Consider the following 20,988-nt stretch of genomic DNA (forward strand, 5'->3'; position numbering starts at 1 on the left):
AGCCCGACCGCACGGACGGGCCCGACCATCGTAGGCGAGGCTCAGCGACCGGGGTGGAGAACGCGCAGCGCGAGCGCGTCGGCGAGGTCGCCCCGCAGCAGCCCGTCTCGGCTCCCGACCTGGACGTCGGACAGGCCCAGCCATCCGGCGAGCACGTACAGCTCGGCTGCCAGTGCCTCGGCGACGGCTCCGTCCTCAGGTGCGGCGGGTGCGTCGCGCGCACCTGCGCCGACGGGTGAGCGGTGCGCCGCGTGCACCCGCAGCACCCCGGCCTGCCGGTCCGCCTTGAGGTCCACGAGCGCCACGAGGTGCTCGCCCAGCAGGAACGGCAGCACGTAGTAGCCCCAGACGCGTTTGGGCTCGGGCACGTAGATCTCGATGCGGTAACGCAGCCCGAAGAGGTCCTCGACGCGTCGGCGCTCGAACACGAGCGGGTCGAACGGGCTCAGCAGGGCCGCGCCGGACGCCCGCCGGGGCGTGGTCGCGTCGCGGTGCCTGAACGCCGGCCCCCACCCGTCGACCACCACCGGCTCGAGCGTGCCCTCCTCGACGAGCGCCTCGACCGCGGGCCGGGCGCGCGCCCCGCTGATGCGGAAGTAGTCGGCCAGGCACCGCAGCGTCCCGACCCCGTGCGCACGCGCGGCGATCTCCACCAGCGCACGGGCCGCGTCCTCGTCGGACGGCTCAGGGGCGGCGAGGACGTCCGGGGGAAGCACCCGCTCGGTGAGGTCGTAGCGGCGCTCGAACGTGCTGGTGCGCCCCGCCGAGGTCACCTCGCCCGTGAAGAACAGGTACTCCAGCACCCGTTTGGCGACCGTCCAGTTCCAGCCCCATTCTGTGCGGGTGCGTGGGTGCTGCGCCTCGAAGCGCTCGTGCACCTGGGCGGAGGTCAGCGGGCCGAGGTCGGCGACCATCGCCCGGACGTCGGCCAGCACCTGCGGGTGCTCGCCCGGCACCTGCGCGATCGAGCCCCACGCCTCGGTGCGGTACGCCCGTCGGCGCCACTCGAGCAGCCGGAACGTCTCCGGGGGCACGTAGGAGGCTTCGTGCGCCCAGGCCTCGACGAGCCGCCGCGGCGCCCGACCGGACGCACGCTCGAGGAGGGCCGGGTCGTACGAGCCGAGCCTGGAGAACGCGGGCATGAGGTGTGCCCGTGCGAGCACGTTGACCGAGTCGATCTGCAGCAGGCCCACCCGGTCGATCACCTGCTGGAAGTGCCGCATCGTCACCGGGCCCGACCGGACGGGCCTCGGACGGTCCAGGCCCTGCGCGCGCAGCGCCGTGCGGCGGGCCTGGGACAGGCTCAGGCGATCCAGGTCACGAGCGCCCCGCGCGCGGGGCCCGGTGAGCGTGTCGGTGGCGGTCATCGGGCCATCCTCGCGCCCGGTACCGACACGGCGGGGCGACCCGAGGGATCGGGCCGCCCCGCCGTCAGCAGTGCTCAGACGTCGGCAGTGCTCAGACGGCGACCGTCGAGGCCACCGGGGTGTCGAGCTTGATCACGCCGTAGCTCCACCCGCGACGCCGGTACGCCACAGCGGGCTGCGCCGTCTCGACGTCGATGAACAGGAAGAAGTCGTGACCGACGAGCTCCATCTCGTAGAGCGCGTCATCGACCGTCATCGGCTGGGCCTGGTGGACCTTCTCGCGGATCACCACCGGGGAGTCGCCGAGCGTGGTCTCGACCGAGCCGTCGGGTGCCACCTGCGCCTCCACGACGGGCGCCTCCGGCTGGGGCGGACGCACGTCGACCGGGGTGAGCGGAGTGTGGTTGCGGTGGTCCTTGCGCCGATCGCGCGTCCGACGCAGACGTTCGAGCAGCTTGCCCAGCGCCAGGTCGAGAGCCGCGTATCGGTCGTCGGCGCACGCCTCGGCGCGGATGACGGGCCCGCGGTCGACCACGGTGAGCTCGACGCGCTCACTGCTGCCGGACTGCCGGGGGTTGGCCTCGTGCGAGACGAGGACGTCGATCCGCTGGGCGCGGGGGGCCAGCTGCGTCACCTTCTCGAGCTTCTGCTCGAGGTGTGCGCGGTATCGCGGGGATACCTCGGTGTGCCGGCCGGCAACCACGATCTCCATGTGTGTCTCCTCCAGGAGTAGGGGCGGTGACCCGCCCGGGTGACATCGGCGTCGTGCTCCGAAGGGCACGGCGGGCGGCATCACCTCCTCCCGGCGGCGGCGCGGCGTCCGGGCGCAGAGGCCCCGACCACCTCGCCGACGTGTCGGCTGAGGCATCCACGCTATCTCCGCAACGGCGCACTATCCACCGTCCTGGCGCGCGTCCCGCTGTGCAGATCGTGAGAACGGTCGAGATCACCCGCGGCGGCTGCCCCGAACCGGCGCGAACCGGGCGCGACGGGCGGTGGGGCGAGGGTGCTCGGGGCGCCCGGCGGCGGCGTGGAGGCGAGCACGAGGAGCCCGATGACCACGGCACCCGCGCGGGCGAGGACCTCCTGGCACTGCGCGGCCGTCGCCCCGGTGGTCAGGATGTCGTCGACCAGCAGCACGGGTACGCCGTCGAGCTCCGCAGGGTCGAGGCCACGGGCCAGACGGACCCGGCCGGCGAGGTTGTCGGCGCGGGCCCGTCGCCCCAGCCCCACCTGGTCGCGGCCGCCGCGCCGGCGCAGCGCGACCAGGGCGCGCGCCCTGCTCCCCCGCTCCTGTCGTCCCGGGCCGTCGTCGAGCGCCTCCGCGACGCCCCCGGCGAGCAGTGCCACGAGGTCCGCCCCGCGCCGTCGACGCGCCGCAGCCGTCGACGGCACCGGTACCACCAGGAGCCGCGCGGGCGTCGGGCACACCGCGACGGCGGCGGTCAGCTCGGGCGCCAGCAGGCGCGCGCCGGCCGCGAGCGCCCGGACGAGATCACCCGTGACGTCCGTCCGGCCTCGGTCCTTCCACGACACGACGAGCGACCGGACCGGGCCGACGGCGTCGGCGAGCGCCCAGGCGGGCACGTCCGGTCGCGTCCCCATCCGGTCGAGCCGTCCCGCACGCTCCTCGCAGCGCCACGGCGGGCCGTCGAGCAGGGAACGGCACGGGCCGCACCAGGCGACGTCGTCCGCCCCGCAGGCGGCGCAGGCCACCGGCAGCACGAGCCCGAGCAGGCCACGACCGGTCTCTCGTAGCGGACGCACGGCACGCCGCGCGCGGGCGCACCAGGACGCCCACCTGTCCGCTGCCTCGACCCTCATCCGCGCAGCGTGCCCGCCCCCGGTGCACGAGCACGGCGGGCGGGCGCGTCCGCGGGACAGGGGCCACGGGCGCGGGGCTGTGGTCAGCCCGGGTACGACGGGTCCGACGCGCCGTCCACACCCACGACCTGCACCCAGCTCGGACCGTCCAGCCGGAACAGCTCACCGCCCGAGGTCGCCACCAGCAGCGCCCGGGCGCCACGCCCGCCAGCCACCGAGACCACGTCGGCCATCTCCGGCAGCGCGGACGTCGGCCCGGAGACCGGCACGAGGTGCAGCGCCGAACCCGCACCGCTGCGGCCGAGCACGCCGATGGTGGCCTCGTCGACCCACACGACCGCGACCGCCTGCGTCAAGGAGGCACCGGCCCGGATCGGCTCGCCGAGCTGCACCGGGGCGTTCGCGTCGTCCCGCAGGACACCGGCGACGTCGACGGCCACCCCGTCGGGGCCGTCGGAGACCACCGCGATCCGGGTGGCGTCCCGCGAGACCCGGACAGAGAGCACCCGTCGGCCGGCCAACCAGTCGACGGCGACCCGCACCGCGTCCTGCCCGGGTGTGGCGACCTGCAGCGCGGCATCCTCCGAACCGCCCGAGGTGTGCGCGGTCCACGCCCACCCGAACCGGTCGACGGAAGGGGCCGCGAGGTCGAAGCCGGGCACGAGGAGCTCACCGGGGGCGTCGTCCGTCGGGACCGTCGCCATGCCCGACGTGGTGAGCAGCACGCGCACCGAGCCGTCCTCGGACCGGGCGGGTGCCGCGGCACCGAGCCCCTGCAGCGTGGCCACCCCGGCCACCGGGCTCACCTCGGTGCCCGCCAGCTCGACGAGCGAGCCGTCCTGGAGGAACTCGGGGTTGAGGCTCGGCAGCACACCCCGATCGAGGACCGCCGTGCCGGTGAGCACGACGCCGTCCGACACGACGCGCACGGACCCCACCTTCGGGATCCGCAAGGAGGCCTCGATCTGCGCCACCAGCAGGTCACGATCCGCGCCGAGCACCGCGGACTGCGGCCCCAGCTCGACGTCGGCCACGCCGTCGCGCCCGACGGTCACCGCCCCGGGCACCAGCTCGGTCCCCTCGGGGACCTCCGTGACGACCGCGTCCCGTAGCCACGGGGACGGTCCCGCCAGCAGCGCCTGCATCACGTAGGTGGCCAGGCTGCTGCGGTTCGGGAACCACCGGGTGTCCGGCACGAGGAACTGCTTGTCGGGCGAGAGGAAGTACACCGGCGTCGATCGGAACTGCGAGGCGAACACCGGCTGGGTGAGCACCAGGCCCTGCGGCCCGCTCGCGATCCGCCACTGCCCCTCGTCGTCCTGCACCATGTCGAAGGTCACCGACTCGCGCGCGTCGGCCGCCGCCTCCACGTAGCGCCCGTCGGCGTCGACGCGGGCCTCGACGGGGACGCTCAACGTCACCTGCGTCGACGTCGTCAGCTGGATGTCCAGGGACGTGGCGACCACGACGCCCGCGAGCGGCTCCCACGACGAGCGGATCTCCCCGGACAGGAACTCGCGGGCGACGACGAAGTCGTCGGCCAGACCGGCGGCCCCGGCGAGCAGGAACCCCTCGACGATCTTCTCCGGCGGGGCGTCCTGCGTCGGGCCCTCGGCGAGCAGGTCGACCCCGCCCGGCTCGGTGACCTGCGGGTCGCCCGCGACGACCGGGCCCTGGGTCGGTATCGACGTGCACGCGGCCAGGCCGAGCACGCAGACGGCCACGACGAACGCCTTCCGCACGGCACGCAGGCTCATGGCACCTCCAGGTCGTCGTCGGCCGTGCCGTGCCCCAGCTCGGGCAGCGCCGCGGGGTCGGTGCCCGGTCGACGCGGCTCGCTCACCCGCGCCAGCGGCAGGTCCGGCTCGACCGGGACGAGCGGCAGCGGCGAGCCGGTCAGGCGGATGCCGGCCCGGCGAGGCAACGTCAGCCGGAAGCACGCACCCCGGCCCGGACGCCCCCACGCCTCGAGCCAGCCGCCGTGCAGGTGCGCGTCCTCCAGCGAGATCGCCAGGCCGAGCCCGGTGCCCCCGGTCGTGCGTGCGCGCGCGGGATCGGCGCGCCAGAACCGGTCGAACACGTGGTCGGCCTCGTCGGCCGTCATGCCGACGCCGTGGTCACGCACGGTCACGGCGACCGCGTGCGCATCCGCACCGACCGTGATCTCGACCGCGCTCCCGTCGGCGTGCTCGACCGCGTTGACGAGCAGGTTGCGCAGGATCCGCTCGACCCGACGCGGGTCCAGGTCGGCCGCGCACCGGTCGTCGGGCAGCGACACGCGCAGCCACGACCCACGGCGCTCGGCCAGGGGCGCGACGTTCTCGACGGCCTGCAGCACCACGTCGCGCACGTCACGCCCCTCCGCGTCGAGCATCGCGGCGCCCGCGTCGAACCGGCTGATCTCCAGCAGGTCGGCCAGCAGGTCCTCGAACCGGTCGAGCTGCATGGCCAGCAGCTCGGCGGAGCGTTTCACCGCGGGTTCGAAGTCCTCGCGGGACCCGTGGATGACCTCGCCGGCCATCCGGATCGTGGTGAGCGGCGTCCGCAGCTCGTGCGAGACGTCCGAGACGAACCGTCGCTGCAACGCCGAGAGCTCCTCCATGCGCAGGATCTGGTCCTGCAGGCTCTCGGCCATGCCGTTGAACGACCGGGCGAGGGTCGCCATCTCGTCCTGCCCGCGGGCCGGCATGCGCTCGGTCAGGTGACCGTCGGCGAACCGCTCGGCGACGAGCGCCGCGCGGCGCACCGGGTGCACCGTCTGGCGGGTCACGAGCCACGTCATGCCGCCCAGCAGGCCGACGAGCACCATCGCCGCGAGCGCGAGCGTGCGCTGCAGGAAGTCCAGCCGGTCCTGCTCGGTCTCCAGGCTGTACAGGAAGAACAGCTGGTAGGTGCCGACGACGGGCACGTCGACGTCCTGACCCACGACGACCGCGGGGGCGTCCGCGGTCCCGACGGGCAGCGCGACCGACTGCCAGTGCTGCCCGCCCTCGGCGGTCGCGTCCTTGAGCTCCTTGCTCACCAGGTCCACCAGGGAGGCGTCCGACGCGGCGGACCCCGCGGTCACCGGGGAGATCTGCCCGGGAGCACGCAGCAGGAACACCTCACGGTCGCCGGACCCGCCGAGCCGCTGCGCCTCCACGACGCCCTGGAGGAGCCGCTGCACCTCGCTGCCGGTCTTGGCCGTCGAGGCGTCGAAGGAGTCCTGAGCCTCCTGGGTGCTGCGTGCGCTCTCGTCGAGCACCTGGTCGACGCGTGCGAGGAACAGGCCGTCGCGCGTCCGCTCGCCCACGTACCAGCCGACCACGAGCAGCGCGACCAGCCCGAGCGCAAGCGTCGAGACGATCGTCCGCAGCTGCAACGAGCTCCGCCAGGCCCGCGGGACCGCCCTCGCCCGACGACCGATCCGCAGCCGCCACAGACGCCACCGACGACCCGTGCCCGAGCCGGCGCGAAACGTGCTCACCCGCGGCTCACCCGTGGCCACCATCGGCTCACCCCGCGCCCACGCCCGCCTTGTAGCCGACGCCGCGCACCGTCACGACGATCTCGGGCCGCTCGGGGTCGGTCTCGATCTTCGAGCGCAGCCGCTGCACGTGCACGTTGACCAGCCGCGTGTCCGCCGCGTGCCGGTAGCCCCAGACCTTCTCGAGCAGCACCTCACGGGTGAAGACCTGCCACGGCTTGCGGGCCAGCGCCACGAGCAGGTCGAACTCGAGCGGCGTCAGCGACACCGGGCGACCGGCCCGCTCGACACGATGGCCGGGCACGTCGATCGACACGTCACCGATGGACAGGTGCTCGGGGGCGGGCTCGTCGGTACGGCGCAGCCGTGCGCGCACGCGGGCGACCAGCTCCTTGGGCTTGAACGGCTTGGAGATGTAGTCGTCCGCCCCGGACTCCAGGCCCAGCACGACGTCGACCGTGTCGCTCTTGGCCGTGAGCATGACGATCGGCACGCCCGACTCGGCACGGATCAGCCGGCACACCTCGTTGCCGTCCTTGCCGGGCAGCATGAGGTCGAGCAGCACGAGGTCCGGCTGCGTCGAGCGGAACACCCCGATCGCCTCGTCGCCGTCCTCGCAGAACAGCGGTTCGAAGCCCTCCGAACGCAGGACGATACCGATCATCTCCGCCAGGGCAGTGTCGTCGTCGACCACCAGCACGCGACCCTTCATGCGCGTCATTGTGGCACTGCCTCGGGCGGGCACGGGCCGCAGCCGCCCGATCGCGCCACCTGCACGGTCACCGTCGGGGCAGGGTTCACCCGCCCGGACCTGCCCGGGGCGCCCGACGGACCGGGCCAGGGGTCTCCCCGTGCACGTGGCGGGCCCGAGAGGGAGCACCTGCGTGGCACGATGGGGCGACCGCCAGTGCCGAGCACGACAGGGAGCCGGACACCGCATGACGACGCCGCACGACGACGCCCCCCGACCGCCCACCTGGGCGGCACCTGGCGCGCCGCCGACCGAGGGCACCCCGTCTGCCGGCGGACCCGCGGGCGCACCGCCCGTTGCTCCCTCCGGTCCGCCCGTGGCACCCCCCGTGGGCGCCGTTCCTCCCGGCTGGTCGCAGCCTCCCGCGGCCCCGCCGGTCGGCTACCCGCAGCAGGGCTACCCGCAGGCCGGCTACCCGCAGGTGCCGGGGTACGGGCCCCCGCGGTCCTACCCGGCGTGGGCGGCCGCTCCCCCGCCCGTGCTGCAGCCGGGGATCGTGCCGCTGCGCCCGCTCGGCCTCGGCGAGATCCTCGACGGCGGCTTCCGCGCGATCCGCGCCAACCCGCGCGTGATGTTCGGCCTCGCAGCACTCGTCGTGACCGCGGCCGTGGCCGTGCAGGCCGTGCTGACCTGGTACGTCGGGGGGCTCATCGCCCCGCAGGTCGCCGACCTGGCCGGCAGCCTCGACCCGTCCGGCCTGTACGACGTCGAGGGCACGCTCGGGACGAGCCTGGCCGACATCCTCACCCTGCCTGTCGTCTCGGTCGCCACGACCGTGCTGTCCGGGCTGGTGATCCTCTCCGTCAGCCGGTCGGTGATCGGTCGCACGATCGGGCTCAAGGAGGTGCTGCGGTCCTGGCGGGTCTGGTACGTGCTGGGCTTCACGGTGCTGTCCGGGCTGGCGCAGCTCGTCGTCCTCGCCGTGTGGATCGGTGCGATCGTCCCGCTCGCCGTGAACGACTCCGCCGGGGCCGCCGTGGCCGTCGCACTCATCGGCGGGCTCGCCGTGGCCGTGGCCGCGGTGTGGTACTCCGTGCGCACGCTGCTCGCACCCGCGGCGCTGATGCTCGAGGGTGGCGGGTTCTGGGCGGCCGTCGCACGCGCCTGGCGCCTGACCCGGGGCAGCTTCTGGCGCCTGCTCGGGATCTACCTGCTGGTCAGCATCCTCGTCTCGATCGTCGTGTCGATCATCTCCGCGCCGGCGACCGTCATCGCAGGCCTGGCCACCGGTGACGCGTCCGGCACGAGCTTCGCGTCGATCGCGATCGTCTCGGTGGCCGACGTCATCGGGCTGACGCTCTCGACGACCTACCTGTCCGCGGTCGTCGGCCTGCTGTACATCGACGTCCGGATGCGTCGCGAGGGCCTCGACATCGCGCTCGCCCGCGCCGCCGGGGAGTCCGCGGCGTGAGGACGCCCGGCACGGTCGCGCTCCTGGCGCGCCTGCCGCAGGTCGGTTCCGACGTACCCGTCGACCCCGACGCGTCGACCGCGCAGAAGTGGGCCGCGGACGAGCTGACCCGGGCCGAGTACCACCACGGTCGCTCGCTGCTGGCGCGGCTGGTCGACTGGATCCAGGCGCAGTTCGACGGGCTCCCCTCGGTGGGCCTCCCGCCGTGGCAGGCCGCCGTGGTCGTCGTGGCGGTGCTCGTCGTCATCGCCCTCGCCGCACTGTGGGTCACCGGGCCGGTCCGCGTGAACCGCACGCGCCGGGCGGCGGCAGAGGTGCTCTCGCGCGACGACACCCGCACGGCCGCCCAGCTGCGGGCCGCCGCGGACGCCGCCGCGGCGATCGGGGACCACCGGCTCGCGGTGCTCGAACGGTTCCGCGCGCTCGTGCGCTCGCTCGAGGAACGCACCGTGCTCGAGGTGCGGCCCGGACGGACCGCCCACGAGGTGGCCGACGAGGCCGGGCGGCGACTGCCGGCCGTGGCGGACGACCTCGTGCGTGCCGGGCACCTCTTCGACGACGTCGCGTACGGCTCGGCCTCCGCCGATGCCGAGGACGACCGCTGGGTGCGTGAGCTCGACGAGCGCACCCGCAGCCTGCGGCCCGGTCTGCCCGCCGACCTCGTGGCCGCGGCCTCCGCACCGGCCGACAGCACGGACGGTGACCGGTGAGCGCGCCGACGACCGCACCTCCCGCCGGAGGGCGCACCACACCCGCACCTGCACCTGCACCTGCACCTGCAATGCACGACGCCGTGGTCGGCGACGGCACGTCCACGCGCTCGAGGTCCGCACGCCGCTGGAGGCGCCTGCGGATGCCGCTCGCCCTGCTCGCCGCCGTGGTGCTCGTGGGCCTCCTGGCCGCGCTGCCCGAACCCCGCACCTCGACCGTGCCGGTGGCACCCGACAACACCGCGGCCGGGGGTGCGCGCGCCGCCGCGCAGATCCTGCGCCGCCAGGGCGTCGACGTGCGGTTCGTGCGCACGACGGCCGACGCGGTGGCCGCCGCGGACGCGGGCACGACGTTGCTCGTCGTGCGCGACGCCCTGCTCTCCGACACCCAGGTCGAGGCCTTGGCCGACACCCCGGCCGATCTCGTGCTGCTCGCGCCGGGGTGGAGCCTTCCGTGGTTCACCGACCAGATCACCTCGGCCGGATGGCTCTCCGACGCGCCGACCGTGCGCAGCGCGTCGTGCACCGACGCCGACGCCACCGCGGCGGGCACCATCACCGCGTCGGGCGCGCTCATGGCCACCGGGCCGGACGCCACGATCTGCTTCCCCGGGGCCGAGGACGCGCCCGGCACCGGCGCGTACGCGGTGGTCGAAGGCGCCCGCCGCGTCGCCGTGCTCAGCGACGTCACACCGCTGACCAACGAGGCGCTCGCCGACGAGGGCAACGCGGCGCTCGTCCTTCGACTCCTCGGCCGCCACGACACGCTCGTCTGGTACGTGCCCTCGCTGTCCGACACCGGCACGACCGAGGCCACCGGCCCCTCGCTGACCGACCTGCTCCCGCCGGCCGCACCCGTGGCCGCGCTGCAGCTGCTGCTCGTCGCCCTGGTGACCGCGCTCTGGCGCGGACGTCGTCTCGGGCGGCTGGTGACCGAGCCGCTGCCCGTCGTCGTGCGCTCCGCGGAGACCACGCGCGGACGCGGCCGGCTGTACCGGCGCGGACGCAGCCGGGGACATGCCGCCGCCGCGCTGCGGGCTGGTGCCGCGACCCGCGCGGCCCGACGCCTGGGGCTCCCCCGCTCCGCGCCCGCCACCGCGGTCATCGACGCGCTCACCCTCGCCACCGGGCGCGACCGGGTCGAGATCGCCGCCCTGCTGTACGGACCACCACCGACCGACGACGCCGCGCTGACCCGCCTGGCGCACGACCTTGACCACCTGGAGAGCGAGGTTCACCGATCGTGAGCGAGACCTTCCCGAGCGGAGCACCCGGCGGCCCTGCACCGCAGGCACCCACCGGCCCGGCCTGGCCGCCGGCACCGTCCACGCCCGCGGCGCCGCTCGCCGCCTACCCTGCGGCACCGGCCGCGGCACCCTTCGCCGCGCCGCCCGTGGCGAGCCCTGTCGCACCGGCCGCACCGGCCGCACCGGTCGCACCGCCGTCCGTGTCCGTGGAGCTGCGTGACGCGCTCGGCGCCGTGCGGACGGAGGTGGCCAAGGCCGTCGTGGGCCAGGACGCAGCCGTCAGCGGGCTCGTCATCGCGCTGCTGTGCCGCGGTCACGTCCTGCTCGAGGGCGTCCCGGGTGTCGCCAAGACCCTCCTGGTCAGGGCCCTGTCGGCCGCGCTCGACCTGCGCACCACGCGGGTGCAGTTCACGCCGGACCTCATGCCGGGCGACGTCACCGGGTCGCTGGTCTACGACGCGCGCACGGCGGAGTTCTCGTTCCGCGAGGGTCCCGTCTTCACCAACCTTCTGCTCGCGGACGAGATCAACCGCACGCCCCCGAAGACGCAGGCCTCGCTGCTCGAGGCGATGGAGGAGCGGCAGGTCTCGGTCGACGGCACGCCGCGCCCCCTGCCGGACCCGTTCCTGGTGATCGCGACCCAGAACCCGGTCGAGTACGAGGGCACGTACCCGCTCCCCGAGGCCCAGCTCGACCGGTTCCTGCTCAAGCTGACGCTGCCGCTGCCCGCACGCGAGGAGGAGGTCGAGGTGCTCGCCCGGCACGCCTCGGGCTTCGACCCGCGCGACCTGCGCGGCGCCGGGGTCCGACCCGTGGCCGGCATCGAGCTGCTGGCACGCGCCCGGGCCGAGGTCGCGCAGGTGCAGGTCTCACGCGAGGTGCTCGGCTACGCCGTGGACGTGTGCCGCGCGACGCGTGAGTCGCCCTCGCTCTCGCTGGGTGTCTCGCCCCGTGGTGCGACCGCGCTGCTGGCGACCGCCCGTGCCTGGGCGTGGCTGTCCGGCCGCGGCTACGTGACCCCCGACGACGTCAAGGCGCTCGCGCACCCCACGTTGCGGCACCGGGTGCAGCTGCGGGCCGAGGCCGAGCTCGAGGGCGTCACCACGGAGAGCGTGCTCGACACCGTGCTCGCCTCCGTCCCCGTGCCCCGCTGACGTGCCGCTCCCTGTGACGGGCGGACGCGGGAGGACCCGATGACGATCACGTGGCGCGCCGTCGCCCTGACGGCGCTCGGGCTGCCCGCGGCGTTCCTGGTCCCGGTGCCCGGCACGGTCCTGCTGTGGGCGTTCGTCGTCGTGCTGGCGTGCGCCCTGGACGCCGGGTTGGCGGGCTCCCCCCGGACCGTGGCGGTCAGCCGTGACGTGCCCTCGGCGGTCCGGCTGACCGAGCCGGCCCGGTCCACGCTCACCCTGACGAACCTGGGACGACGCACCGTGCGGGCCCTCGTGCGCGACGCGTGGCAGCCCTCCGCCGGTGCCGTGACCGACCGGCACGTGGCCGCGCTGCCGCCCGGCGAGGGCACCCGGCTGACGACGGTGCTCGTGCCGAGCCGCCGTGGCGACCTGCACGCCGACCGGGTGACGATCCGCTCGACCGGACCGTTGGGCCTGGCGGGCCGGCAGGCGTCCCTGACCGTTCCCGGTCGGCTGCGCGTGCTGCCCGAGTTCGCCTCGCGTCGGCACCTGCCGAGCAGGCTGGCCCGGTTGCGCGAGCTCGACGGAAGGTCCGCCGTGCAGATCCGCGGAGCCGGCACCGAGTTCGACTCGCTGCGCGAGTACGTCGTCGGTGACGACGTCCGGTCGATCGACTGGCGCGCCACCGCCCGTCGGGCGGACGTCGTGGTGCGCACGTGGCGCCCGGAGCGCGACCGGCGGGTGATGATCGTGCTCGACACGTCCCGCACGTCGGCCGCGCGCGTCCTCGACGCCCCCCGGCTGGACGCGTCGATCGAGGCGGCGCTGCTGCTGTCCGCGCTCGCGTCCCGCGCAGGTGACCGCGTCGAGCTCGTCGCGCACGACCGCCGGTTGCGTGCTCGGGTCGCGGGCGCCTCGGGCCCCCGGCTCATGACCGCGGTCGCGGACGCGCTGGCGGTCGTCGAGCCGGCGCTCGTCGAGACCGACTGGCCCGCGGTCGTCTCGACGGTGCGCGAGCGGATGAGCCAGCGTTCCCTCGTCGTCCTGCTGACCGCGCTCGAGCCGTCGGCCGTCGAGCAGGGGCTGCTGGGCGTCGCGGACCAGCTGACCTCCCGGCACCAGGTGGTGCTGGCCTCCGTGCGTGACCCCGAGGTCGAGGAGCTGCGGCAGGGCCGTGCCGATGCGGCGGCCGTGTACGACGCGGCCGCGGCCGAGCGAGGGGAGCTCGAGCGGGCCGCCGTGGCCCTGCGTCTGCGCCAGCGCGGGGTCGAGGTCGTCGACGCACTGCCCGACAAGCTCGCACCGGCGCTCGCCGACACCTACCTCGCGCTCAAGGCCGCCGGGCGCCTCTGACGCCGACCCCAGCGCCCGTCCGCGGGGCTCGGGCGCCCACAGGAGAGCGTGGGCGCCTGTCGGTACCGTCCCAGGATGGACACCGCCCACGTGATCGGTCGCCGGGAGCTCAACCGTGCTCTGCTGGCCCGGCAGGGCCTGCTCGTCCGCCGCCCGGGCGCCGCGTCAGGCACGGTGGACCATCTCGTGGGCGTGCAGGCGCAGAACGTCGGCTCGCCCTACGTCGCCCTGTGGAGCCGCGTCGAGGGCTTCACCCACGCCGACCTCGGCGCAGCGCTCGAGGGGCGAACCGCCGCGCGGATCGCCGCCATGCGCGGGACGATCCATCTGCTCGGCGCGGCCGACGCGCTCCTGCTGCCCGGCTTGGTCGGCGACCTGTTCGCCCGGGACCTGACCCGCAACGTGGCCCACCGGGACGCTCTGCGCGCCGTCGACCTCGCGGAGCTGACCGCGCGAGCCCGGGCTCTGGTCGAGGAACGGCCACGCGTCACCACGGAGCTCGGTGCGCTGCTCGCCGAGCGGTGGCCCGAGGTCCCTCCGACGACCCTGGCGTACGCCGCCCGGGGCACGCTGCCGCTCGTGCAGGTGCCGCCGCGCGGGGTGTGGGGACGTTCCGGTGCCACCACGTGGACGACGGCCACGTCCTGGTTCGGACCTGAGCTCGTGGGCGCCGCACCGGACCTCGCCGACCCGGACGTGCGCGCCGCGCAGCTCGAGCGGCTGGTGCTGCGCTACCTCGCGGCGTTCGGCCCCGCGAGCGTCGCCGACCTGCAGACCTGGTCCGGGCTGACGGGCCTGCGGACCGTCGTCGAGCGGCTGCGGCCCCGGCTGGTCACGTTCCGCACCGCCCCGGGCGAGGGCCCCGCACGCGGCCGCGAGCTCGTGGACCTGCCCGACGCCCCTCGACCCCCCGCGGACGTGCCCGCACCGGCCCGGTTCCTGCCCGACCTGGACAACGCGCTGCTCTCGCACGCCGACCGGTCCCGGGTGGTCGGTGAGGACGCGCGGACCAGGCTGCGCAGCCCGAACGGCGTGCTGCCGGGCACTGTGCTGATCGACGGCACGGTCGGCGCCGTGTGGTCGGTCGCCCGCTCACGCCTGGGCCCTCGGGAAGGAGCACGAGGGACGCGCGAGCTCGCGACCCTGACGGTCACGCCGCTGCGCCCGACGCGTCCGGCCGCGTTGCGGGAGGTCGTGGCCGAGGGAGAACGGCTCGTGCGCTTCGTGGCGGACGACGCCGACGAGCACGCCGTGGCCGTCGGCCCGTCCTGAGATCTCTGTCCTCGCATCCCGTTTCTGAGACCCTGGCCGGCGCACAGGCAGCCCTCGGTCGACCGACGGCCGGAGGTCAGCCCACCTGGGCCGCGACGTACCCCGCCCGGTCGTCGTCCAGGTCGCCGGTCTCGCCCGCCGCGGCGGCCCGACCGCCGAGCACCAGCACGTAGGCCCAGAAGGCCGCGAGCGCGAGCGCCCCGATCACGATCTTGAGCCACCACGCCAGCGCCGACCCGGTCACGAACCCCTCGATCAGACCGGAGACACCCAGCACGCCGACGAGCCCGATGGCCACGGTGAGCAGCGAACGCCCCTCCTGCGCGAGCGCCCTCGTCCGCGTGCGTGGGCCCGGGTCGATCCACGTCCAGAAGAGCCGCAGGCCGGCCGCACCCGCCACGAAGATCGCGGTCAGCTCGAGCATGCCGTGCGGGGCGATGAGCTGCAGGAACACGTCGAGGTGCCCGTGCGCGGCCATCATGCCGCCCGTCGCGCCGACCTGGATCGCGTTCGAGGCCAGCAGGTAGAGCGGGATGACACCGGTGATGCCGGCGCCGACGCACACGGCCGTGAGCCAGGCGTTGTTGGTCCACACCATCGCGGCGAAGCCGGCCCCCGGGTCGTAGTACTGCGCGAAGGCGTTGTCGACGTACTCCTGCTGCTGGGACGGGGTCCCCATCACGGCGAGCGCCTCGGGCTGCGTCGCGACCCACCAGCCGGCGACGACCGCGACCGCCACGAACGCGACCATGACCGACATGGTCCACCACCGGATGCGGTGCAGCGCCGCGGGCAGCGTGACGACGACGAACCGGCTGACGTCGCGCAGCGACGGCTCGTGCGCCCCGGCGATGGCCGCCCGCGCGCGGGCCAGCAGCTGGGACAGCCGGGTCACGGTCTCGGGGTCGGGTGCGCTCGAGCGGATCGCCGACAGGTCCGTGGCGACGGCCTGGTACAGCCGGACGAGCTCGTCGGACTCGGCGCCGGTGAGCCGGCGACGGCCGGCCAGGTCGTCGAGCCGCAGCCACGCAGGCGTGCGGGTCTCGGTGAACGCGTCGAGATCCATGACGCACAGCCTGCCACCGCGGGACGCCGGGACGGGGACGTGCACCCGGTAGCGTTCCCTGCGGGCCTCCCCCGGAGGTCGCCGGCACCGCACCGCGGCATCGGCAGAGGCAGCAGGGAGGACGACCGCATGGACGAGGGCATCGTCACCGGCGAGGGCGTGCTGCTCGACGCCCGTCCGGCGTCCTTCGCCTCCCGGGTGCTCGGCGCGGTGCTCGACCTGCTGCTGCTCGCCCTCGTGGGTCTCGTCGCGATCATCGTGCTCACGACCGCCGACTGGTCGCCCTCCGAGGAGGTCGCCCGCATCCTGGGGATCCTGGTCACCGCGACCGTGATGGTGATCGCACCCACGACCGTGGACACGCTCACCCGAGGCCGCTCGCTCGGCAAGCGCATCGCGGGCATCCGCATCGTGCGGGACGACGGCGGCCCGATCGTGTTCCGCCAGGCGTTCGTCCGTGCCCTGGTCGGCGTCGTCGAGCTGTGGGCCACCCTCGGGTCGGTCGCGCTGATCTCCTCGATCGTGCACCCGCAGGGCAAGCGGCTCGGGGACATGCTGGCCGGCACCTACGCGGTGCGGGTCCGCGGCAAGGCGCCGGTCCGTCCCCTCGTGCCCATGCCGTACGCGCTGCTCGGATGGGCGCAGCACGCCGACATCGCCCGGCTGCCGGACGGTCTCGCGCTCGCCGTGCGGCAGTTCGTCGTCCGGGCGGCCGGCCTGCACCCCGCCTCGAGGGTCGAGCTGGGCACGCAGCTGACGGCCCAGGTGCAGCGCTACGTGCGCCCGCTGCCTCCGCCGGGCACGCACCCCGAGGCGTTCCTGGCGGCCGTTCTGGCGGAGCGCCGGGTGCGCGAGCTGCGCTCCGGGCACCGGGCGGCCGCGCGCGAGGCCGAGGAGGCCGTCCTGCTGCACCGGCTCCCGCACGGGGTTCCGGACCCCGTCGACTGAGCCCCGTCGAGCGGGTCCGGCGATCAGACGCCCGAGGCCGCCACCCGACGCAGGTCGGGCTCGAGGTAGATGACCGTCGCGATCGGCACTGCGGCACGCACGCGCGCCTCGGCCGCGTCGATGGCACGGGCGATCGACGCGGCGTCGTCGGCGGCGTCGACCTCGATCTTCGCGGCCACGAGCAGCTCCTCGGGACCGAGGTGCAGCGTGCGCAAATGGATCACCGACGCCACCCCCTCGCCCACCAGTGCCGCCTGGACCGCGCGGACGTCCTCGACGGTGGCCGACTCGCCGAGCAGCAGCGACTTGGTCTCCAGCGCGAGGACAACGGCGATCACGACCAGCAGCAGCCCGATCCCTGCGGTACCAGCCGCGTCCCATCGACCGTCCTCGGTCAGCAGGGTCAGCGACACGCCGAAGAGGGCGAGCACCAGGCCGACGAGCGCGCCTGCGTCCTCGAGCAGGACCACGGGCAGCTCGGGCGCCTTGGCCGTGCGCACGAACTGCGGCCACGACCGGCTGCCCCGGGTGTGGTTCGACTCGTGGATGGCCGTGCGGAACGAGTAGCCCTCGAGGCCGATCGCGATGACGAGGACGAGCAGCGGCACCCACCACCAGCGCCCCTCGATCGGGTGCGGGTCCTGCCACTTGTGCCACGCCTCGTACAGCGCGAACAGGCCACCGACGGAGAACAGCACGATCGAGACGATGAATGCGTAGACGTACCGCTCACGCCCGTACCCGAACGGGTGCTGCTCGTCCGCCGCGCGCGTCGAGCGGCGACCACCGAGCAGCAGGAGGAGCTGGTTGCCGGAGTCGGCGAGCGAGTGCACCGACTCGGCCAGCATCGAGCTCGACATCGTCAGCAGGTACGCGACGAACTTCGTCAGCGCGATGCCGAGGTTCGCCGACAGCGCCGCGATGATCGCCCGGTTGCCGCCGCCGTGCGCCATCAGCCGACCTTCACGGGACGAGCCTCGTCGGCCAGCAGCACCGGGACGCCGTCGCGCACCGGGTACGCCAGCGGGTTCTCGGGGTCGGTCGAGACCAGCTCGGGCGTCCCGTCCGGTCCGGTGGCGTCGACGAGCGTCGCTCCCGTCACCGGGCAACGCAGCAGGTCCCGCGCCCAGGGCTCCAGGCCCGGGGCCGTTGCGGTGTCACCCATCAGATCTCCTCGTCGGACCGTACGAGCGCGAGCACGTCGTCGCGCACCTTGACCATCATGTCGTCGTCCGCGGCCTCCACGGTGAGCCGCAGCAGCGGTTCCGTGGACGATGCACGCAGGTTGAACCACCACTGCGGGTGGGCGTCCCAGTGCGCGACGGTCAGCCCGTCGAGCTCGTCGACGCTCACCGGACCGGCGCCCTGCTTGTCCACGTAGGCATCGACGACCCTCGCCCACGCGGCGGCCACGTCGCTCACGCGGGAGCTGAGCTGCCCGCTCGTCACGTACGGCTGGTACACCTCGGCCAGCACGGACAGCGGGTGCCGTTGGCTGCCGAGCGCCGCCAGCACGTGCATCGCCGTGAGCACGCCGGCGGGCACGAGGTCGCGGACGTGGTAGCGGCCGTCGTGCTCGCCGCCGAAGACGGCGTCGTGCTCGGCCATCGCCGCCTCGAGGGCCGGACGGCCCACCGGGGTGCGCAACGTCCGGGCGCCGGCGGCACCCAGCAGGTCCGGGACGGCCCGCGAGATGAGCACGTCGTGGACCACGGTGGGCGTCCGACCGGCCCGGAGCTCGCGGGTGACCTCGCGCAGCCCCACGAGCGCCGTGATCGCGGACGGGCTCACCGCGTCGCCGCGCTCGTCGAGCACGACGCACCGGTCGGCGTCGAACGCCAGCCCCAGGTCGGCTCCGTGCGCCACGACGGCAGCGCCCAGGTCCCGCAGGTTGTCCACGTCGAGCAGGTCGGCAGCGCGCGCCGCAGGCGTCCCGCCCGGCGCGACGCCCACGAGCACGACCTCGAGCGGCAGGGCGGGCAGACCGGCCTCGGTGCCGAGCACGGCCGGTGCGGTGCGCTCGGCCACCCCGTCCCCGGCGTCGACGACGACGCGCAGCGGACGGATGCCGGACAGGTCGACGAGCGTGCGCAGCGAGGCGGCGACCGCAGGGTCGGACGCGTCCGGGACGACCGCGCGGACGGCGGCGGCCTCGAGGAGGGCAGACCGGTCCACCCGGGGCACGTCAGGGGTCACGCGGGCATCGTACCGGCGCAGGTCCGCCATGCTCCGTGGTGCCCACGGCAGGCAGGTCAGGGCTCGTGCGGCCCGAGGATCTGGACGCGCGTCATCGGCGTCCCGTCACCGCCGATCGCATACCAGCTGGTGCGTTCGCACGCGTCGCAGGACACGAACAACGCCGGTCGGCCGTCCGGCAGGGCGAGCCGGATCCGCGTGCTCGTCGGCGTGCCGCACTGCACGCAGCGGCTGCCGGTCTCGTCGTCCGTCGCGGCCGGTCGGCTCATCGAGCCGAGGGCTGCCCGCTCGCGCGGCGCACGGCCTCGCCCGGGCCGCCCCGCCGCACCCGCACGTCCGGCCACCACGTCAGCCCCCGTCGCCGCGCAGCACCCGCAGGTGCGCCCGTCGGGGTGCCTGCGCGAGCGCCGCGGCAGCGACCTCGTCGAGCACGACGGGCGCCGGTTCCGGGTTGCTCGACCTCCCGGCCTCGCGGACCGCGTCGGCAAGCGCGAGCAGGTCGTCGCGGCTCGGCTCGGCGGGAGCGAACTCCGGGGTCAGCCGGACGACCTCCCAGCCGCGCGGGGCGGTCAGCCGCTCGGCGTGGGTCGGGCACAGGTCGTAGGAGTGCGGCTCGGCGTTCTGGGCGAGCGGCCCCAGCACGGCGGTCGAGTCGGCGTACACATACGTCAGCGTGGCGACGGCCGCGCGGCCGCACGCGGTGCGCGAGCACTGCCGGACGGATCTCACACCGGTGACCGTACCCTCTCGCACCGCTCGCACGCCGTACCGGACGCGTGTCCACACCGGAACGGCGACGGGCCGAGCATCGCCAGGAGCCGCCGCCGCTCCGGTCTACAGTGCTGAGGTGAGCACATCCGGACCGGCGCAGCACCCGCCGCGCGGCTTCGCACGACGCCGAGGTGTCACCGTGCCGGGCCCGGTCGCCCCCCAGCCGGTGCGCCGGCGCGACCGCCGTGGTCGCGGGCCGCGCGGCCCGCTCATGCCCGCGACGCTCCCGGCGTACCGGACCCGTGCCGAGCGGTTCGACGACCTCGTCCTCGACGCCGTCGAGCTTCTCGAGCGTCGCTGGTCACGCCAGCTGGACGGCACCGAGTTCGCCGTCGAGGACGTCCCGCCGTCGGACCCGGCACCGTGGGAGCACGGTGGGGTGCCGTTGGGTCGCTACTTCCCCGCCGACGCCGGCCTGCCCGCACGGATCGTGCTCTACCGGCGCCCCGTCGAGGCCCGAGCCACCGACCCGCACGACCTGGCCGAGCTGGTGCGCGACGTCGTGGTCGAGCAGGTCGCCCACATGCTCGGACGTTCTCCCGAGGACATCGACCCGGAGTACGGCGACGGCCGATAACCTGTCGCCACGATGAGCACCTCCTCCCCCGTCTCGGTCCGTGTCGTCTGCGTCGTCTACCACCCCGGACAGGAGCTGGAGGAGTTCGCCAGGAGCCTGCGCCGGACCGCGAGCGGGCCCGTCGAGCTCGTGCTCGTCGACAACGGCGAGGACCACACGGTCTCGCGCGACGTCGCCGAACGGTACGACGCCCGCCTCGTCGTGCCCGGCGCCAACCTCGGGTACGGCGGCGGGGGCAACGCCGGGGCCGACGGCAGCACCACGCCCTGGCTCGTCGTCGCGAACTCCGACCTCGTGTGGCAGCCCGGTTCGCTCGACGCGCTGCTCGCCGCAGGCGAGGCGCACCCACGAGCGGGCTCCCTGGGCCCCGCGCTGCTCAACACCGACGGGACGCTGTACCCCTCGGCGCGTGAGCTGCCGTCGCTGCGCCAGGGTGTCGGGCACGCGCTCTTCGCGAAGCTGTGGCCCGGAAACCCGTGGACCCGCGCGTACCAGGCACGCCAGGAGGCCGTCGGCGAGGCACGGGCCGCGGGCTGGCTCTCGGGTGCGTGCCTGCTGCTGCGGCGCGAGGCGTTCGAGCAGGTCGGGGGCTTCGACGAGAGCTACTTCATGTTCTTCGAGGACGTCGACCTGGGCGACCGGCTCGGCCGTGCGGGCTGGACGAACCTCTACGTGCCCGCGGCCCGGGTCGTGCACGTCGGCGGGACGTCCTGGCGGGCCCGACCCGCCGCCATGATCAGCGCGCACCACCGCTCGGCCGGCCGCTACCTGACCCGGCGGTACCCGCACTGGTACCAGTGGCCCGTCCGCGCCACGGTGAGCGTCGGCCTGCGCCTGCGCGAGCGGAGCGAGCTGAGGGCCGCCGCCCGCTGAGGACATCCGGGCATCCGGCCGTC

The 20,988-nt window shown here is 74.9% G+C and carries 21 protein-coding genes; 9 read left to right on the forward strand and 12 right to left on the reverse strand.

Annotated features, from left to right (window positions below; translation table 11 throughout):
• Positions 1–41: 41 nt before the first annotated feature.
• The 6 genes from BKA22_RS01295 to mtrA form a co-directional block, all read right to left on the reverse strand.
• Complete coding sequence (locus tag BKA22_RS01295; protein ID WP_146951091.1) at positions 42–1,367, reverse strand: winged helix-turn-helix domain-containing protein; 1,326 nt, start codon at positions 1,365–1,367, stop codon at positions 42–44.
• A 91-nt stretch (positions 1,368–1,458) separates the two neighbouring features.
• On the reverse strand, positions 1,459–2,079 hold the full coding sequence (gene hpf, locus BKA22_RS01300; protein ID WP_146951092.1) for a ribosome hibernation-promoting factor, HPF/YfiA family: 621 nt from the start codon (positions 2,077–2,079) through the stop codon (positions 1,459–1,461).
• Positions 2,080–2,240: 161 nt separating this feature from the next.
• Positions 2,241–3,191: a ComF family protein gene (locus tag BKA22_RS01305; RefSeq protein WP_179561588.1), complete on the reverse strand. Its 951-nt coding sequence runs from the start codon at positions 3,189–3,191 to the stop codon at positions 2,241–2,243.
• Between the two features lie 83 nt (positions 3,192–3,274).
• Positions 3,275–4,948, reverse strand: coding sequence for an LpqB family beta-propeller domain-containing protein (locus tag BKA22_RS01310; RefSeq protein WP_223203372.1), 1,674 nt, complete (start codon positions 4,946–4,948; stop codon positions 3,275–3,277).
• Positions 4,945–6,657, reverse strand: coding sequence for an MtrAB system histidine kinase MtrB (gene mtrB / locus BKA22_RS01315; protein ID WP_223203373.1), 1,713 nt, complete (start codon positions 6,655–6,657; stop codon positions 4,945–4,947). The genes BKA22_RS01310 and mtrB overlap by 4 nt, the downstream gene beginning before the upstream one ends.
• 28 nt (positions 6,658–6,685) lie before the next feature.
• Positions 6,686–7,369 carry an MtrAB system response regulator MtrA gene (gene mtrA, locus BKA22_RS01320; RefSeq protein ID WP_146951094.1) on the reverse strand — a complete coding sequence of 228 codons (684 nt, stop codon included), beginning with the start codon at positions 7,367–7,369 and terminating at the stop codon, positions 6,686–6,688.
• Between the two features lie 355 nt (positions 7,370–7,724).
• Here mtrA and BKA22_RS01325 point away from each other — a divergent pair, with 355 nt between their 5' ends.
• The 6 genes from BKA22_RS01325 to BKA22_RS01350 all read left to right on the forward strand — a co-directional run bounded on the left by BKA22_RS01325 (position 7,725) and on the right by BKA22_RS01350 (position 14,534).
• Positions 7,725–8,819 carry a DUF7847 domain-containing protein gene (locus tag BKA22_RS01325; protein ID WP_223203374.1) on the forward strand — a complete coding sequence of 365 codons (1,095 nt, stop codon included), beginning with the start codon at positions 7,725–7,727 and terminating at the stop codon, positions 8,817–8,819.
• Positions 8,816–9,529 (forward strand): DUF4129 domain-containing protein, encoded by a 714-nt coding sequence (locus BKA22_RS01330; protein ID WP_223203375.1) that lies wholly within the window; start codon positions 8,816–8,818, stop codon positions 9,527–9,529. The genes BKA22_RS01325 and BKA22_RS01330 overlap by 4 nt, the downstream gene beginning before the upstream one ends.
• Positions 9,530–9,672: 143 nt before the next feature.
• On the forward strand, positions 9,673–10,776 hold the full coding sequence (locus tag BKA22_RS01335; protein ID WP_223203376.1) for a DUF4350 domain-containing protein: 1,104 nt from the start codon (positions 9,673–9,675) through the stop codon (positions 10,774–10,776).
• Positions 10,777–10,922: 146 nt separating this feature from the next.
• Complete coding sequence (locus tag BKA22_RS01340) at positions 10,923–11,930, forward strand: AAA family ATPase (RefSeq protein ID WP_146951097.1); 1,008 nt, start codon at positions 10,923–10,925, stop codon at positions 11,928–11,930.
• 39 nt (positions 11,931–11,969) lie between these two features.
• Positions 11,970–13,262: a DUF58 domain-containing protein gene (locus BKA22_RS01345; protein WP_146951098.1), complete on the forward strand. Its 1,293-nt coding sequence runs from the start codon at positions 11,970–11,972 to the stop codon at positions 13,260–13,262.
• Positions 13,263–13,337: 75 nt separating this feature from the next.
• Positions 13,338–14,534 carry a winged helix DNA-binding domain-containing protein gene (locus BKA22_RS01350; protein WP_146951099.1) on the forward strand — a complete coding sequence of 399 codons (1,197 nt, stop codon included), beginning with the start codon at positions 13,338–13,340 and terminating at the stop codon, positions 14,532–14,534.
• Between the two features lie 76 nt (positions 14,535–14,610).
• On the opposite strand, the gene BKA22_RS01355 is transcribed toward BKA22_RS01350, so the two are convergent.
• On the reverse strand, positions 14,611–15,600 hold the full coding sequence (locus tag BKA22_RS01355) for a stage II sporulation protein M (RefSeq protein ID WP_146951100.1): 990 nt from the start codon (positions 15,598–15,600) through the stop codon (positions 14,611–14,613).
• A 129-nt stretch (positions 15,601–15,729) separates the two neighbouring features.
• Between BKA22_RS01355 and BKA22_RS01360 the strand changes: the two genes are divergently transcribed.
• Positions 15,730–16,548: an RDD family protein gene (locus BKA22_RS01360; RefSeq protein WP_146951101.1), complete on the forward strand. Its 819-nt coding sequence runs from the start codon at positions 15,730–15,732 to the stop codon at positions 16,546–16,548.
• Between the two features lie 23 nt (positions 16,549–16,571).
• Here the strand turns inward: BKA22_RS01360 and BKA22_RS01365 are convergent, their stop codons facing one another.
• The 5 genes from BKA22_RS01365 to BKA22_RS01385 form a co-directional block, all read right to left on the reverse strand.
• Positions 16,572–17,501 (reverse strand): cation diffusion facilitator family transporter, encoded by a 930-nt coding sequence (locus tag BKA22_RS01365; RefSeq protein ID WP_146951102.1) that lies wholly within the window; start codon positions 17,499–17,501, stop codon positions 16,572–16,574.
• The gene (locus BKA22_RS01370) at positions 17,501–17,713 is read right to left on the reverse strand and encodes a Trm112 family protein (RefSeq protein WP_146951103.1); all 213 of its coding nucleotides are present in this window, start codon (positions 17,711–17,713) and stop codon (positions 17,501–17,503) included. The genes BKA22_RS01365 and BKA22_RS01370 overlap by 1 nt, the downstream gene beginning before the upstream one ends.
• Entirely contained in the window at positions 17,713–18,744 is a 1,032-nt protein-coding gene (locus BKA22_RS01375) for a phosphohexomutase domain-containing protein (protein WP_307725867.1), read from the reverse strand. The genes BKA22_RS01370 and BKA22_RS01375 overlap by 1 nt, the downstream gene beginning before the upstream one ends.
• A 56-nt stretch (positions 18,745–18,800) precedes the next feature.
• Entirely contained in the window at positions 18,801–19,013 is a 213-nt protein-coding gene (locus tag BKA22_RS01380; protein WP_146951105.1) for a hypothetical protein, read from the reverse strand.
• Positions 19,014–19,092: 79 nt separating this feature from the next.
• Complete coding sequence (locus BKA22_RS01385) at positions 19,093–19,473, reverse strand: DUF3499 domain-containing protein (protein ID WP_146951106.1); 381 nt, start codon at positions 19,471–19,473, stop codon at positions 19,093–19,095.
• Between the two features lie 118 nt (positions 19,474–19,591).
• Between BKA22_RS01385 and BKA22_RS01390 the strand changes: the two genes are divergently transcribed.
• Together BKA22_RS01390 and BKA22_RS01395 are read left to right on the forward strand one after the other, a co-directional pair.
• Complete coding sequence (locus BKA22_RS01390) at positions 19,592–20,092, forward strand: metallopeptidase family protein (RefSeq protein WP_371863644.1); 501 nt, start codon at positions 19,592–19,594, stop codon at positions 20,090–20,092.
• Between the two features lie 12 nt (positions 20,093–20,104).
• Positions 20,105–20,965, forward strand: coding sequence for a glycosyltransferase (locus BKA22_RS01395; RefSeq protein WP_146951107.1), 861 nt, complete (start codon positions 20,105–20,107; stop codon positions 20,963–20,965).
• Positions 20,966–20,988: the final 23 nt, after the last annotated feature.

The organism is Cellulomonas soli (genome assembly GCF_013409305.1).
Classification (GTDB): Bacteria; Actinomycetota; Actinomycetes; order Actinomycetales; family Cellulomonadaceae; genus Cellulomonas; species Cellulomonas soli.